The sequence below is a fragment of the Acetobacter vaccinii genome (genome assembly GCF_008365315.1).
Taxonomy (GTDB): domain Bacteria; phylum Pseudomonadota; class Alphaproteobacteria; order Acetobacterales; family Acetobacteraceae; genus Acetobacter; species Acetobacter vaccinii.
Genome location: NZ_CP043506.1, coordinates 2,698,621 through 2,712,851, shown reverse-complemented (window position 1 = coordinate 2,712,851; position 14,231 = coordinate 2,698,621). Strand labels below are relative to the sequence as shown.

At 59.0% G+C, this 14,231-nt stretch carries 16 protein-coding genes and 1 tRNA gene; 12 read left to right on the top strand and 5 right to left on the bottom strand.

All coding sequences use genetic code 11. The features are described 5' to 3' along the window. Positions 1-9 precede the first annotated feature (9 nt). Positions 10-1,260, top strand: coding sequence for a histidine--tRNA ligase (gene hisS, locus FLP30_RS12195; protein ID WP_149280044.1), 1,251 nt, complete (start codon positions 10-12; stop codon positions 1,258-1,260). Continuing rightward, on the top strand, positions 1,257-2,315 hold the full coding sequence (gene prfA, locus FLP30_RS12190; RefSeq protein ID WP_149280043.1) for a peptide chain release factor 1: 1,059 nt from the start codon (positions 1,257-1,259) through the stop codon (positions 2,313-2,315). The genes hisS and prfA overlap by 4 nt, the downstream gene beginning before the upstream one ends. A 56-nt stretch (positions 2,316-2,371) precedes the next feature. On the opposite strand, the gene FLP30_RS12185 is transcribed toward prfA, so the two are convergent. Beyond that, on the bottom strand, positions 2,372-2,830 hold the full coding sequence (locus tag FLP30_RS12185) for a hypothetical protein (protein ID WP_149280042.1): 459 nt from the start codon (positions 2,828-2,830) through the stop codon (positions 2,372-2,374). Between the two features lie 35 nt (positions 2,831-2,865). On the opposite strand from FLP30_RS12185, the gene prmC reads away from it, so the two are divergent. Genes prmC through FLP30_RS12175 form a run of 3 tightly spaced genes read left to right on the top strand, consistent with a single transcriptional unit; the run spans position 2,866 to position 4,435 of the window. After that, positions 2,866-3,741: a peptide chain release factor N(5)-glutamine methyltransferase gene (prmC, locus tag FLP30_RS12180; protein WP_149280041.1), complete on the top strand. Its 876-nt coding sequence runs from the start codon at positions 2,866-2,868 to the stop codon at positions 3,739-3,741. 35 nt (positions 3,742-3,776) lie between these two features. Continuing rightward, on the top strand, positions 3,777-3,992 hold the full coding sequence (locus FLP30_RS14140; protein ID WP_168200106.1) for a hypothetical protein: 216 nt from the start codon (positions 3,777-3,779) through the stop codon (positions 3,990-3,992). Next, positions 3,989-4,435, top strand: a complete 447-nt coding sequence (locus FLP30_RS12175; protein WP_149280040.1) for a DUF4167 domain-containing protein — start codon at positions 3,989-3,991, stop codon at positions 4,433-4,435. The genes FLP30_RS14140 and FLP30_RS12175 overlap by 4 nt, the downstream gene beginning before the upstream one ends. 142 nt (positions 4,436-4,577) lie before the next feature. Here FLP30_RS12175 and FLP30_RS12170 read toward each other — a convergent pair. Together FLP30_RS12170 and FLP30_RS12165 are read right to left on the bottom strand one after the other, a co-directional pair. After that, positions 4,578-4,652 (bottom strand) — tRNA-Met (locus FLP30_RS12170). Positions 4,653-4,749: 97 nt separating this feature from the next. Continuing rightward, complete coding sequence (locus FLP30_RS12165; RefSeq protein WP_149280039.1) at positions 4,750-5,208, bottom strand: MlaD family protein; 459 nt, start codon at positions 5,206-5,208, stop codon at positions 4,750-4,752. A 126-nt stretch (positions 5,209-5,334) separates the two neighbouring features. Here FLP30_RS12165 and FLP30_RS12160 point away from each other — a divergent pair, with 126 nt between their 5' ends. Continuing rightward, positions 5,335-6,183 (top strand): undecaprenyl-diphosphate phosphatase, encoded by an 849-nt coding sequence (locus tag FLP30_RS12160; RefSeq protein ID WP_149280038.1) that lies wholly within the window; start codon positions 5,335-5,337, stop codon positions 6,181-6,183. A gap of 29 nt (positions 6,184-6,212) precedes the next feature. Here FLP30_RS12160 and FLP30_RS12155 read toward each other — a convergent pair whose 3' ends face one another. Together FLP30_RS12155 and FLP30_RS12150 are read right to left on the bottom strand one after the other, a co-directional pair. After that, positions 6,213-7,295: an ATP-grasp domain-containing protein gene (locus FLP30_RS12155; RefSeq protein ID WP_149280037.1), complete on the bottom strand. Its 1,083-nt coding sequence runs from the start codon at positions 7,293-7,295 to the stop codon at positions 6,213-6,215. A gap of 2 nt (positions 7,296-7,297) precedes the next feature. After that, positions 7,298-7,858 (bottom strand): DedA family protein, encoded by a 561-nt coding sequence (locus FLP30_RS12150; RefSeq protein ID WP_149280036.1) that lies wholly within the window; start codon positions 7,856-7,858, stop codon positions 7,298-7,300. A 184-nt stretch (positions 7,859-8,042) separates the two neighbouring features. On the opposite strand from FLP30_RS12150, the gene FLP30_RS12145 reads away from it, so the two are divergent. The 6 genes from FLP30_RS12145 to metG are packed head-to-tail and all read left to right on the top strand — an operon-like array spanning position 8,043 to position 14,224. Next, positions 8,043-9,020, top strand: coding sequence for a lytic murein transglycosylase (locus FLP30_RS12145; RefSeq protein WP_149280035.1), 978 nt, complete (start codon positions 8,043-8,045; stop codon positions 9,018-9,020). Then, positions 9,017-9,871: a septal ring lytic transglycosylase RlpA family protein gene (locus FLP30_RS12140; RefSeq protein ID WP_149280034.1), complete on the top strand. Its 855-nt coding sequence runs from the start codon at positions 9,017-9,019 to the stop codon at positions 9,869-9,871. The genes FLP30_RS12145 and FLP30_RS12140 overlap by 4 nt, the downstream gene beginning before the upstream one ends. A 9-nt stretch (positions 9,872-9,880) precedes the next feature. Then, entirely contained in the window at positions 9,881-11,095 is a 1,215-nt protein-coding gene (locus FLP30_RS12135; RefSeq protein WP_149280033.1) for a D-alanyl-D-alanine carboxypeptidase family protein, read from the top strand. 3 nt (positions 11,096-11,098) lie between these two features. Next, positions 11,099-11,737, top strand: coding sequence for a dTMP kinase (gene tmk, locus FLP30_RS12130; RefSeq protein ID WP_149280032.1), 639 nt, complete (start codon positions 11,099-11,101; stop codon positions 11,735-11,737). Beyond that, the gene (locus tag FLP30_RS12125; RefSeq protein ID WP_149280031.1) at positions 11,730-12,689 is read left to right on the top strand and encodes a DNA polymerase III subunit delta'; all 960 of its coding nucleotides are present in this window, start codon (positions 11,730-11,732) and stop codon (positions 12,687-12,689) included. The genes tmk and FLP30_RS12125 overlap by 8 nt, the downstream gene beginning before the upstream one ends. Then, positions 12,686-14,224, top strand: a complete 1,539-nt coding sequence (metG, locus tag FLP30_RS12120) for a methionine--tRNA ligase (protein WP_149280030.1) — start codon at positions 12,686-12,688, stop codon at positions 14,222-14,224. The genes FLP30_RS12125 and metG overlap by 4 nt, the downstream gene beginning before the upstream one ends. Positions 14,225-14,231 lie beyond the last annotated feature (7 nt).

Below are 14,231 nucleotides of genomic sequence, written 5' to 3'. Positions count from 1 at the left end.
GGACAGGCCGTGAGCAGTATTCAGCCCGTAAGAGGAACGCACGATCTTATTGGTGAGGAGCAGCGCCGCCATACGCGGGTGGTGAATACCGCACGGCATGTGGCCGGGCTTTACGGTTTTGAAGAATGGTCAACGCCGATTTTTGAAGACACACGCGTTTTTTCCCGCTCGCTGGGTGATACGTCGGATGTTGTGTCCAAGGAAATGTATTCCTTCAGCGACAGGGATGGTGAAAGCCTGACACTGCGCCCCGAAGGGACGGCGGCCATCTGCCGCGCGCTGGTGACAAATGCGCTCACACAGTCCCTGCCGCAGAAGGTGTTTTATACTGGCCCCATGTTCCGGCATGAACGCCCGCAGAAAGGGCGTTACCGCCAGTTCCACCAGATTGGTGCAGAGCTTCTGGGGGCCGCCGAACCTTTGGCGGATGCCGAAGCCATTGCCATGGGCTTTGCCGTGCTGGAGGCTCTTGGTGTGGCCGAGCATGTCACGCTTGAGCTGAATACGCTGGGCGATGCGGAAAGCCGTGATGCGTGGCGGCAGGCGCTGGTGGAGTATTTCTCTGCCCATAAATCTGTTCTGTCGCAGGACAGCCTGACACGGCTTGAAAAAAACCCGCTGCGGATTTTGGACAGCAAGGATGCGGGCGACAAAACCCTGTTGCCCGATGCCCCAAAGATGGATGCGTATCTGACAGAACACTCCCGCACATTCTGGGCCGAACTGCGCCGGACGCTGGATGTGTTTGGGGTCAACTATGTCGTCAACCCGAGCATTGTGCGTGGGCTGGACTATTACAACCACACCACGTTTGAATTTGTGACCAACCGCCTGGGCTCGCAGGGTACGGTGCTGGCTGGTGGCCGTTATGACGGGCTTGTCAGCCAGATGGGCGGGCCTGATGTGCCTGCTATTGGCTGGGCCGCAGGGGTCGAACGGCTGGCCATGCTGCTGGAGGCTGCGCCAGCCGCCCCCCGTTCTGTTGTGCTGGTGCCTGTTGGTGCCCCGGCAGATGCGGCTGTGTATGGGCTGTTGCAGGGGCTGCGTGGCCAGGGTATCCGCACGGAAATCGGTTATAAAGGCTCCCTGCGGAAGCGGATGGAGCGTGCAGGCAAGCAGAATGCCAGCCATGTCGTGTTTGTCGGTGAGGATGAACTGGCCCGGGGCGTTGTGCGTGTCAAAAGCATGGAAAGCGGGCAGGAAGCTGAAATTGCTCATGACACGCTGATGTCCAACGCCGGGACTGTTTTTGCGCCATGACGTTGGATGAACGGCTGGATAAAATTGTCAGCCGGGCGCTGGAACTGGAGGCTCTGCTGGCCGGTGGGCTGGGTGGAGATGCCTTTATTCAGGCTTCGCGCGAATACGCGGAGCTTGAAGCTGTTGTCGCCCGTATTAACGCCCTGCGTGAGACCGAGCAGGGCATAATTCAGGCCCAGCAGCTTCTGTCCGACCCGGAAATGCAGGAACTGGCCAGTAGTGAGCTGGAAGAACTGCAAGAGCGTCTGCCACAGTTGCAGAAAGACGTTCGCCTGGCGATGCTACCCAAGGATGCAGCGGATGAACGCAGCGCAATCCTGGAAGTGCGGCCTGCTGCGGGTGGGGATGAGGCCGCTCTTTTTGCGGCTGAATTGTTTGATGCGTATCGTCGCTATGCCGAAATCAAGGGCTGGCGCTTTTCGCTGATGGATTATGACGAGAGCGAGCTAGGCGGCCTGCGCTGCGGCATTGCTGAAGTCAACGGGCGGGGGGTGTTTGCCTGCCTGAAGTATGAATCGGGCGTGCACCGGGTGCAGCGTGTGCCAGCAACGGAAAGTCAGGGCCGTATTCACACCTCAACGGTGACAGTCGCCGTGCTGCCAGAGGCGGAGGAGGTTGATGTCACAATCGATGACTCCGACCTCAGGATTGATGTCTTCAGGGCATCAGGCGCGGGCGGTCAGCACGTGAACAAGACCGAAAGTGCCGTGCGGATTACGCACATGCCGTCAGGCATTGTCGTGTCCATGCAGGAAGAAAAAAGCCAGCATAAGAACCGCGCCAAGGCCATGAAAATTCTGCGTGCGCGCTTGTACGAGCGTGAGCGTGAGCAGGCTCATGCCTCCCGCGCGGCTCATCGTCGCTCACAGGTGGGGACGGGTGATCGCTCCGAGCGCATCAGAACCTATAATTTCCCGCAAGGGCGGGTGACGGACCATCGTATCAACCTGACCCTGTATAAAATCGACCGCGTCATGTTGGGTGAGATTGATGACTTTGTGGAAGCCCTGACGCAGGAAGAGCAGGCGGCCCTGCTGGCCGAGGCCGGGTTCTGACAGAAGGGCAGGCCATTTTGCCATCAGGCCGCAATGGCCGGGTTGGTCAGGGTAGCCTAGCTGATGGGGGCAGCGCAGACATCGGAATGGCCGGGCGTATGCTCGGCTGTTGTGGGTGAGTCCGGGTCGGTCAGGAAAAAGTCGGTAAAGCCGTCGGCTCCCATGGCGTAGAGGCGGTGCCCGTCAGGATTGTGCAGCAGGCCATCACTGCTGACCTCATGGGTTTCGACCCGGCCTTCAGGCGTGCGAATGGTGATTTCACCGCAGAGAGTATAGGAATGGTCGATACGGCCCACAGGTGTTGTCACCTTGATAACCTTGCTGCGTTTTGTGTCATCCAGCCGGAATGTGGCGACCAGCCTGCCATCGAGGTAGATCCGGGCATTTTCTGAAATTTCGCTATCGGCCTTTTCGTCCACGACCGAAAATTGTCCCGCCATGGCATAAGGGGCCACCCCCAGTAAAAGCAGGGGGGCCAACGCCAGAGCCGAAAAGATATGCCAGGGTGCACGCATGGGATTACAGACATAGTTGCAGTGTTGGAGGGGTTATGGCGGCGGATGATACTCAAGACTGTCAGTCAATAGAACAGCTTTTACAACTGGGTGGGCAGGTCCTTCAGCAGGCGGGTATTGAAGCCCCTCGGCGGGAGGCACGTTTGTTGCTGCAACATGCGTTGGGCCGTTCGGCAGAGCAGATGTTGTCCTTGTCCAGGCAGGATAAGGTCGAGGCAGGGCGCTACCTGACGCTGCTGGCCCGCCGCGCCCGTCATGAGCCATTTGCCTATATTACAGGCCGCAAGGGTTTCTGGACATTGGAGCTGGAGGTTTCTCCCGCCAGCCTTGTGCCCAGGGCTGATACGGAAACTCTGATTGCCACGGTGCTGGAGCATGTTCCTGACAGGCAGAAAGCACTTTCTGTGCTGGATCTGGGCACCGGCACCGGCTGTATTCTGTTGGCTGTGCTGGCTGAATATATCAACGCCTGGGGGGTTGGTATTGATATCAACCCTCAGGCGGCTGTGCTGGCCCGTGGAAACGCCGTGCAGTGTGCGCTGGGGGATCGTGCTCATATCCTGGCGGGGCGTTGGTCTGACGCACTGGCGGCCAATGTCAGGTTCGATATTGTCTTGAGCAACCCCCCCTATATTCCGACCAGAGATCTGGCGGACTTGATGCCGGAGGTGCGCGAGCATGAACCCTGCACAGCATTGGATGGTGGGCCTGATGGGTTGGATGCATATCGGGACCTATGCTCCCGTTTGCCTGCGCTGTTGAATGAGGACGGGCTGGCCTTTTTTGAAATCGGGATAGGGCAGGCCGAAGCCCTGACGGCACTCGCCCAGGCGGGCGGATTGCAGGTTGTGGCGGTTGTGCCAGACCTTGCTGGTATTTCACGGGTCGTTGTGTTGCGCCGGGTGGTGTAAAAAATTGGTTGGCTTTGCTGGATTCTGTTGGTAGGGTGACCGGGCTTGATACCTTTGGCGGCAAAAGCGTCGACTTCTGCCACGCCAAGGCAAGCGGTAAGGGCCTTTCATCTGATGGCTGTTTGGAGCCGTCTTTCAAAAAGCCCATTCCGAAAGACAATTCGGCCTTCATTCAGGAACATGCCTTTCATTTTGGACTGTTTCCTCATGCAAAGTGCCATGAACAGGAAAGCGCTGTGGTAAACCCATGAACGTAAAACGGATGCGGACCAGACATCATCGTTCTGGTGGCGGGAATGGAACATCCCGCCAGTTGAACGGCCAGATTCCCATGAACCGGAATCATGTTTTTGACAGTCATGGTCCGGATGTGCGTGTCCGCGGGACAGCCCAGCAGCTTTTTGAAAAATATCTCCAACTCGGTCGCGATGCGACAGGCAGCGGTGACAGGGTGGCAGCGGAAGCCTACTTCCAGCATGCCGAGCATTATTTCCGCATTATGAACGCGATGGCCCAGGCGGCCCAGCAAAGCCAGATGGAGCGGGCTGAGCGGCAAGCTGCGCGCCAGCAGCGCACATCGTCCACGATGGCAGAGGACGAGGATGATCGTCAGCAGGAAGGGGATGTGGAGGACGATCAGATCGAAGTCCGTGACCTCGGGGCCGAGCCTCAGCCGGAACTGTCTGAAGGGTAAGTCTGTCAGCGGTCAGCGCCTGCCTTGTTATGAGGCAGGCGTTTTCTGGTCATGTATTGTTTTTCTAGTGCTATAAACACAAAAACGCTCCGAAAATTTCTTTTCGGAGTTTTTCTGATATCCAAGTTTTTCAGGGAAAAACTGGTAGCGGCGGAAGGATTTGAACCTCCGACCAAGGGATTATGATTCCCCTGCTCTACCACTGAGCTACGCCGCCATCTGTCGTTGGCGCTGATTTAGCTTTTCCCGGCTGGGGCGTCAATCCGTTAAGTGATATTTTTTCAAAAATTTTCAGTGGCTGGTGGGACTTGGCGTTATTGCCCCAGATTTCCTGCCCCAAAAATATAGTTGCTGATCTGCTGCTCCAGACTGGTGGGCTCCAGCGTATGGGTCATGACTGTGCCTGGTGTGGCGGGGGTGCCGCCGGGTCCGGGTTCAATCATCAGCGCGCTATCGGCTGTCAGCGTGCTGCTGCCAATGGTCAACAGGCTGTCCTGCGGGATGTGCAGGCTGGCATTGAGCCGAAAGTGGACAATAGCCATCTGGCTTTGCGGATCGAGGCTTACAGACGTAACCCGGCCAACACGCACCCCGGCCAGATCAACATCCGCCCCACGGGACAGGCCGTTGGCTGAAACAAAGCGGGCTGCCAGTTCCTGACTGGCTGTGCCTGGGGCTTTTTGTGTGCCCAGGGCATATGTGGCGAAGGCGGCTGTGCCCAACAGCACCAGCCCGCTGAAAATACATGCCCCTGTCCGACCTTGTTTGCTCATATCCGCTGTCTACTCCCTGTCTGGCGGCACGCTATCATGCCAGCGGGAGGGATGAAATCCTTGCGGCTGACGGATGCATGGTGCAAGGACTACAGCGGGTCTTGGTTAGTGTGGATCATAGCGGATATGTCTTTTTTTCAGGCACTCGTCATGGCGCTTCTGCAAGGGGCGACAGAGCTTTTCCCGGTTAGCAGTCTGGGGCATGCCGTTATCCTGCCAGCCATTCTGCACTGGTCGTACGACCCGCATGATGCGTCATTCCTGCCATTTCTGGTCATGCTGCACCTTGGCACCTCTGTCGCACTGCTGATTTTTTTCTGGCAGGACTGGTCCTCATTGGTCAAAGGGGCTTCCGGCAAGCTCGGTGCGCGCATTCAGGCGGAAAGCTTCCATATTTTCAAACTGCTGATTGTGGCTACCATTCCGGCAGTTGTGGTGGGTGGTTTGTTCGAGCATCTGCTACGTTCCATGTTCGGATCGGCATCGTCTGCCGCGGTGTTTCTGTTCCTCAACGGTGTGCTGCTGCTGCTTGTCGAACGCCTGCGTGGCTTTGCGGGAGAGGCCGGGATACGGTGCATCGCCGGGTTGAGCCTGCGGGATGCTGTGGTGGTTGGTCTGTTCCAGTGCCTTGCATTTTTCCCGGGTTTTTCACGCTCGGGTGCGACTATCTGCGGTGGTCTGCTGCGCGGCCTGCACCATGATACGGCGGCACGTTTTTCCTTCCTTATGGCGCAGCCGGTCATTATTGCGGCAACCGTAAGAGAAGCCTTTAAAATGCGACACGTGCCGCTGGATGCCGGGCAGATGCATATTGCCATGGTTGCCGCCGTGGTGTCCGGCCTGACTGCGTTGGCCAGCACGGCGTTTCTGATGCGTTATTTCCGCAACCACGACAAATGGGCACTGTCCCCCTTTGGCTGGTATTGCATGGTGGCTGGTGCCGCAGCTTTTGTGGCCCTGCATCTGGCGGCCTGAAAAATATGGCGGGTTCTGGCCCGCCCTTGTCAGTCATTCAGCGGGTAAGAGGCCAGCAGGCGTTTCTGCCACCGCCACAGCCGTATGCCCCGCCACAGGCTTGTCGGTTTCCAGCCTGCGGCTTTCTTGGCCGCGCCGATGCGAAAGCTTGCGGCATAATGGTGGAACTGGGCGGCATAGGCTTCCCGCAGGGTTGTTCGAGCATCCCATATATGCGTGGCCTCTGATCCTGCGCCGTTGATTTCAATAATTTCAAAATCCTCGCCACGGCGGAGGGCTTCAACCGAGCGGAATTTGACGTCGATCCGCCCGAAGTGAAAATCCGGTATATCCTGCATGATCGCATCAATCCGGGCTGTCAGCTCTGGCGTGATGTCAGCAATGCCATTGCGGAAAATGGCGCCTTTGCAGTGGTTGCCTGTAAAAACCAGCTCAATCTCTTCACCTTTGGCCGGGATGTCATTCAGGCGTTTTGCAAGCCGGGGGGTGTAGATGTGCAGGACCTTGGCCGTCCGTGTGTCCTGCTGCAGAAGGCTGAGCAGAGTGTCGTGCCCATTGCCGGTCAGGGTGGGAATGTCCTTGTAGGTGAGGGAGGACAGATATCCATGCGGAGCATCGGCTTCACGAATGTAGAAAAGTCCGGCCTCTGCCTTCCATGGGATCAGCCTTTGCAGCATCAGCGTGACCCCACGGGGAAAGGTGGCGATCGTCTGGGTCAGTTCCTGCTCTGAATGGACAAGTTTGACCCCGGTGCCATTGCAGCCAACATCGGGTTTGAGCACGATGGGGAAGTGCAGGTCGTGCTCCCGTATGGCTTGCAGTGCTTGGGTGGCATCCTGCGGGCCGGTAGTAAAGGTGGTGTAGGGGGCAATCCAGCGTGATGCGTAGCTTCCCGCCATGTCCAGGATACTGCTTTTGCTTTCCCCGCACAGTCCGCCGGTGACAACGCGCGGGTTGGCAGCCGTGGGCAGTGTGACATCCCCATACCGAATGCCCAGCAGGATCCAGTAGATCACCACGGGTGTATAGAAAATCCAGCCGGGCCAGAATTCAAACAGGGACAGAGGGTGTGCGCTATCGGTAGGGGCTGTGGGAGTGTTGCTGGGTGTCATTATCAACGCTTCATGGTGCGGGCCAGTACGCGCCCGATAAGGAAAATAGCCAGAATAAAGCCCCCGATGCCAACCCAGCGCCAGGGGCCGAGGTGGTTGAGCAGGAACATGCCAATATGGAGGGACAGCGCAAACAGTGCGGTTGTCCACAAGAGTGTGGCCGCAATGGTCGCGAGTGTGAATGCCGTCAGCCCGGCATTAAAAAAGCCGCAGGCCGTATAAAGGGGCAGGCGGGTGCCCGGAATGAACCTGCTGATGAAAACAACACGGAACAGGTTGTGTGATAGCCATTGCTGCTGTTCATGCACGGCTGGCATGTTGACCCAGCGGCGTGCCGGGGGCCAGCGGGAGGCCAGATAGCCCAGGCCGTACAGCCCGACATCCCCCACGACAATGCCAATATACAGGGCGGCCAGAGCCGTCATGGGGGCCAGAACATGCAGCTTGACCTGTATGGCGGTCATGATGGTGGCGGCATCTTCGAGTATAAAGGTGGCGGCAATCACCAGCAGCATCTGCAGCGCGGGGCTGGCGGTGGTCAGTGCAAGAAAAAGGTCAGGCAAGGCGTGGTCTGTACTTTCGCGTCAGGCCCGGGCCGTGGCGCGGGTGTGGCTGCAAGCAGGCTCTTTTGTCCGGGGTGTGTCAAGGGAACACGCTGCGGGAAATAAAATGCCCGGTAGCCTGACGGAACACATATTCCGCGCTATTCTGTCGCCTTCATTCAGGCGGACTGACAGGCGTATTCCCATGCTGCGAAGAACACTGCTTGCTGGCGGGTTGGCCGCCTTTGTAACCCCGGCTCTTGCAGCCCGTAGCCCCGGAGCGGGAGGCAGCAGCTATGCTGCGTTTCTGGCCGGGGTGCGGCGCGAAGCCCTGGCGCAGGGTGTGTCGGCTGCAACCCTGAGCAGCGCTCTTGCGCTGGCAGTGGAGCCAAACCCGAAGGTGCTTAAAGCTGATAGGCACCAGCCGGAATTTACCCTGACCTGGGCGCAATACAAAGATAGGGTCCTGACCGAGACAAAAATTGCCAATGGTCTGGATGCCGTGGCGGGCAGAACCCAACTGCTAGACCCGATCAGCGCGACCTATGGTGTCAGCAAAGGGGCGATAGCAGGGATATGGGGGCTGGAATCGGCGTATGGCGTGCATATGGGTACGTTCCATGTCATCGATGCCTTGGCGACACTGGCGTATGATGGTCGCCGATCCTCTTTTTTCCGTTCGGAACTGCTTAAATCGCTGGTTATTCTTGATCAGGGGGCAATAGCGCCGGTGCAGATGCTGGGTAGCTATGCAGGGGCCATGGGCCAACCCCAGTTTATGCCCAGTGCTTACCTGCGTTATGCAGCCAGTTACCCGGCGGGTGGGCGTAGTGATATCTGGCATAATGAAGGTGATGTTTTTGCCTCCATCGCCAATTATCTGGCGCGCTGTGGCTGGCAGCAGGGGCAACCTTGGGGGGAGGAAGTCGTGCTGCCTGCCAGTGTGACGCAGGATCAGCTTGGCCGGAGCCGAGTAAAGCCCGTGTCGTGGTGGGCTCAGTTGGGGGTGCGGCCGCGGGCTGGTCATTTTGCCAGCATGCAGCAGGACGGTGCCGTAATCCGGCCAGATGGTCCGGGTGGCGAGGCTTTTCTTGTTTACCATAATTTCAATGTGATACGGCGCTACAATCCATCGGATTTTTATGCGCTGGCCGTCGGCCTGCTGGGTGATGCAATAACGTGAAGAAGACCGTTTTATGGGGGTGCCTGACTGTGGCGGCCTGCACCCCGGCCCCGCAGGTTCAGCCTGACCCCCATTATGTTGTCGGGCAGGCATGGCAGGCCGGAGGGCAGTGGTTTTACCCCCGTGAGGATTTTTCCTGGCAAGGCACAGGCGTTGCGATCAGGCAGGAAGCGAAGAAAGGGGAACTGACTGCCGATGGTGAGGTGTCGAGCGACATCACCATGACCGGTAGCCACCCGACCCTCCAACTGCCAGCCATTGTGCGGGTAACAAACCTGGAAAACGGGCGGGAAATTACAATCCGCCTGAACGACAGAGGACCGGGGCAGGCGGGGCGTCTGATCGGTCTTTCCCGGCAGGCGGCCACGCTACTTGGTGTTGGGGATGCCCCCGTGCAGGTGCGTATTGTCGAGGATGAAATGGCCAGCCGTAAACTGGCGGAAAACCTGCCCGGTGGGCCGATGCTCCAGATCAGCATGGCTCCGCTGGAGGCCGTGCAGCAGGCTGACCTGGCCGGTGGACAGGCCGGGCATGTCGGTGCAGCCGTGGCTGGCTCAACGCCAGTGACCCAGATTGACAGGCGCGCGCTGGTTGCCGACCTGCCGGTCGAAGTCAGGCAGGGGCAGCCAGCCCCCGGCATGCTGTGGGTTGAAACCATGGATTTCACCAGCCGCACCGCCGCCATGACCCAGGCGGCCCGTCAGGGGGCGGGTATTCGGCCTGTTCTGGCTGGCCATGGCATGATGTGGGCTGTCCGATACGGACCATTTGTGACAATACAGGAGGCCGACGCAGCCCTGCATAGGGCGCTGGCCAGTGGCTTTAACGGATCTCACCTTGTCGTCGAATAGGGAAAAAAGTTGCAGACTCGACGGTTCTTACTCGCTGGGGGCGCAGCCCTTTTCTCTGGTGGTTTGGTAACGGGCGCTCAGGCCCGTTCACACGCGCATGCGGCATCCGCAAAAACACCTGTGGCGGATGCTGCACAGGCAGGGGGTGTAGCCGAAACACCGGGCATGACTCCGCTTGGCCCGCTGGATACGGTCGCCCGCTGGGCCTGTGTGCTTGATTACGATAGTGGCGCTGTCCTGCTGGATAAAAGGGCTGATGAGCGCATGCCGCCGTCATCCCTGACCAAGATGATGACGGCCTATGTCACCTTTGGCATGCTGCGGGCAGGGCGGCTCAAGCTGGATCAGGCCTTGCCTGTCAGCGAGCGCGCCTGGCGTATGCAGGGCTCCAAGATGTTTGTGCCGCTGGGGCAGAGCGTGCCTGTGCAGGACCTCATCCAGGGCATGGTCATTCAGTCGGGGAATGATGCCTGTATTGTTCTGGCCGAAGGCATTGCCGGGTCTGAAGAACAGTTTGTGGCTTTGATGAACGATACGGCCGCCAAGCTGGGGCTTAAGTCATCGCATTTCATGAATGCGACCGGCTGGCCTGCGGAAGACCACTACATGTCCGCGCGCGATGTCGCCTATCTGGCTTTGCGCCTTATCCATGATTTCCCGGAATACTATCACTTTTTCTCCGAGAAAGAGTTTGTGTTCAACAAGATCCGTCAGGAAAACCGGAACTCTCTGGTTGTCAAAGGTCTGGCTGACGGGCTTAAGACTGGCCACACGGACGCAGGTGGTTTCGGGCTGTGCGCATCCTCCGCGCGGGATGGCCGACGTGTTATCCTTGGTATCAATGGCCTGCCCACAGCCGCTGCGCGTGGCCGCGAGGGTGAGCGGTTGATGGGCTGGGCCTTTGCCAATTTTGAAACAGCACAGATTGTCCGCAAGGGTGAGGTGCTCGACCAGGTGCCTGTGTGGATGGGGACTGCGCCCTCCGTCCCGCTGGTTGCCGGGCAGGATTTCAAACTGCTGCTGCCACATGGCTGGCGTAACGGCACCCATATTGCGCTCGATTACGATGCCCCGTTGCGGGCTCCGGTGCAGGAAGGGCAGGAAGTCGGTCAACTGACCATCACCCTGCCGGGTGGGCGTTCGGCCCGCGTGCCGGTTGTTGCCGGGCAGAGTGTGCAGGAACTGGGCTTTCTTGGGCGTGCAGCCCGCAGGTTGCACCTCTAAGTCATGGCATCAGGACTGTTCATAACGCTTGAAGGCGGGGAGGGCGTGGGTAAATCAACCCAGGCCCGCCTGCTGGTCGATGCCTTGCGCTCGCATGGGTATGACGTTCATGCCACGCGTGAACCCGGTGGCTCGCCCGCAGCGGAGGCTCTGCGGAACCTGATGCTGTTCGGGGAGGCTCCCTTGTCCACCCGGGCGGAGATACTGGCGCATTTTGCCGCCCGCTTTGACCATGTTGATCAAGTCATCAAACCCGCACTGGCGGCCGGACAGATTGTGCTGTGTGACCGCTTTACAGATTCGACCCTGGCCTACCAAGGTTATGGTCGCAGCATGGGGGATGAGAGCATTCTCTCGTTGATCCGTATGCTGGATGGTAACCTTGGTCTCCAGCCCGACAGAACATTCCTGCTGGAAACCCCCAGAGAGATTGCTCGTCAGCGGTTGGTGGCCCGTAAGGCCCCTACTGACAGGTATGAACAGGCGGATGAGGCGTTTCATGCCCGTGTGATTGCCGGGTTTCAAACCATTGCCGGGCAGAACGCAGGGCGGATCAGGCGGGTTGATACCTCCAGCCTGTCTGTTGAGGATGTGAATAGCCTGATCGTGCGGGATATTCTGGCCATTCGGGCTCATGTCTGACCAGCAGGCCACGGAGCCCCGTCTGGCCTCCGTGGCATTGCAGGGGCATGAGGGCGCGGTAGCCCTGTTCCGCACGGCACTTGCCAGCGGGCGTTTACCCCATGCGTGGCTGATTACCGGCCCTGCAGGCATAGGTAAGGCCACGTTTGCGTTTGCTCTGGCACGTATCCTGCTCGGAGGGGAGGCAGAAGGCAGTCCCGCTGGCCGACGGATATCCGCCGCCACGCATGCTGACCTGCTGGTTGTCGAGCGTGGCTACGATGAAAAACGGCAGCGTTATAGAAGTGAAATTGTTGCCGATGACATCCGTCCGGTTAACGCGTTCCTGCGCCGTACAGCGGCGGAGGGGGGCTGGCGGGTTGTGCTGGTGGACGGTGCGGAGTGGATGAACCGCAGCGCCGCCAATGCGCTCTTGAAGATACTGGAAGAACCCCCTCCGGCTGCCGTGCTCTTGCTGACAAGCTCTGCTCCCGGGCGGTTGTTGCCAACCATCCGCAGTCGTTGCCGCAAGCTGGAACTGGCACCACTTGGCCCAGAGGCCATGCAGGCGGTGGTGCGCGCGCAGTGCCCGGGTGTGTCGGCGTTTGAACTGGCGCGTATCCTGCCCGGAGCGCAGGGAGCCCCTGGTCGTGCGCTTGCTCTGCTGGCAGATACCGGTGGAGAGATCGCGCAGTGTGTTGACGCCGCCATGGCTGGTGTCAGCGCGCTCCGTGGATATGAGCTTGTTGAAACCATTTTACGGCGTGACTATGGTTTTACGCTGTTTTTTACCCTGTTATCAGGTCATCTTCAGGATAACGCCCGACAGGCGGCCCTGAAGGGGGATGCCGCCTGTTCCGGTCTTGCGCGCGCTTGGGAAGATATCTTGCGCCTGCAGGCCGAAACCGAGCGTTTCAACCTGGATAAGCAGGAAGCCCTCCTTGAAGCCCTGACAATTGCGAGCCGAGTATGACCCGTCGTTTTTATGTCACCACCCCGATCTACTACGTGAATGGAGCGCCGCATATTGGCCATGCCTACACCTCGATCGCCGCAGATGTCATGGCGCGGTTTCATCGTCTGAGCGGGCATGATGTCTTTTTCCTGACCGGAACGGACGAACACGGGCAGAAGGTTGAGCAAGCGGCACAGAACGCCGGTGTGGAACCCAAGGCATTTGCCGACAAGGTTGCCGCGGATTTTCGCAACATGGCTGATGCCATGGACATTTCGTACGATGCCTTTATCCGCACCACGGAGCCACACCACATCGCCAGCGCTCAGGCGTTGTGGAAAAAAGTGGCTGAGAATGACGCCATCTACCTGGGTGCGTACGAGGGCTGGTACGCCCTGCGTGATGAATGTTTTTATGGTGAGGACGAGCTGATCGCGGGGCCTGACGGCCAAAAGCTGGCGCCTACAGGGGCACCGGTGGAATGGGTTAAGGAACCATCCTACTTCTTCCGTCTTTCCGCCTTTCAGGACAGGCTGCTTGAGCTTTATGAGCAGAACCCTGATTTCCTGGGGCCACATGGCGCGCGGAATGAGATTATCAGCTTTGTCAAACAGGGCCTGCGTGACCTGTCCATCAGCCGGACCAGTTTCCGCTGGGGTATCCCCGTTCCGGGGGATGAGCAGCACGTTATGTATGTGTGGTTCGACGCGCTGGCCAATTACCTCAGCGCGCTTGGCTACCCCGATGCCTCAAGCCCCCGTATGGCGTACTGGCCTGCCAGCCTCCATCTGGTTGGCAAGGATATTGCGCGCTTTCATGCGGTGTACTGGCCTGCCTTCCTGATGGCAGCGGGTATCGAGCTGCCGCGCAAGGTCTTTGCCAATGGCTGGTGGACTATCGAAGGCCAGAAGATGAGCAAGTCTCTGGGCAATGTGGTGGACCCGCGTGACCTGGTGCAGGAGTTCAGTCTGGATACGGTGCGCTTCTTCCTGCTGCGTGAAGTGCCCTTCGGAGGGGACAGCGACCTTTCCCGCAAGGCGCTGATGACACGCAACAATGTTGAACTGGCGAATGACCTGGGCAACTTGGCCCAGCGCACACTGTCTCTGGTGGCACGGAACTGTGGTGGCATTGTGCCAGAGCAGGGTGCACGGACGGAGGAAGATGCCAAGCTGCTTGGTCAGGTCAGCCTGCTGCCCGACCTGCTTGCCCTCCAGCTTGATCGCTGCGCTCTGACAGATGCGTTGGAGGAGGTGTGGAAGGTTATCCGCGCCTGCAATGCCTATATCGACCACCAGGCCCCCTGGGCGCTGCGCAAGACAGATCCAGACCGTATGGCCGATGTTCTGAGGGTACTGCTGGATGCCCTGCGGGGTATTGCCACACTGTTGCAGCCCTTTATGCCGCGTAGCATGGCACAGATGCTCGATCAGCTCGGTGTGACGGAGGGGGAGCGCGTTTTTGCAGCCCTGTCGCAGCCCTTGCCAGCCGGGCGCCAGCTTCCCGCGCCGCAGGGTATCTTCCCGCGTTATGCTGATCCGGAACCGGTTTGAGGGAGGC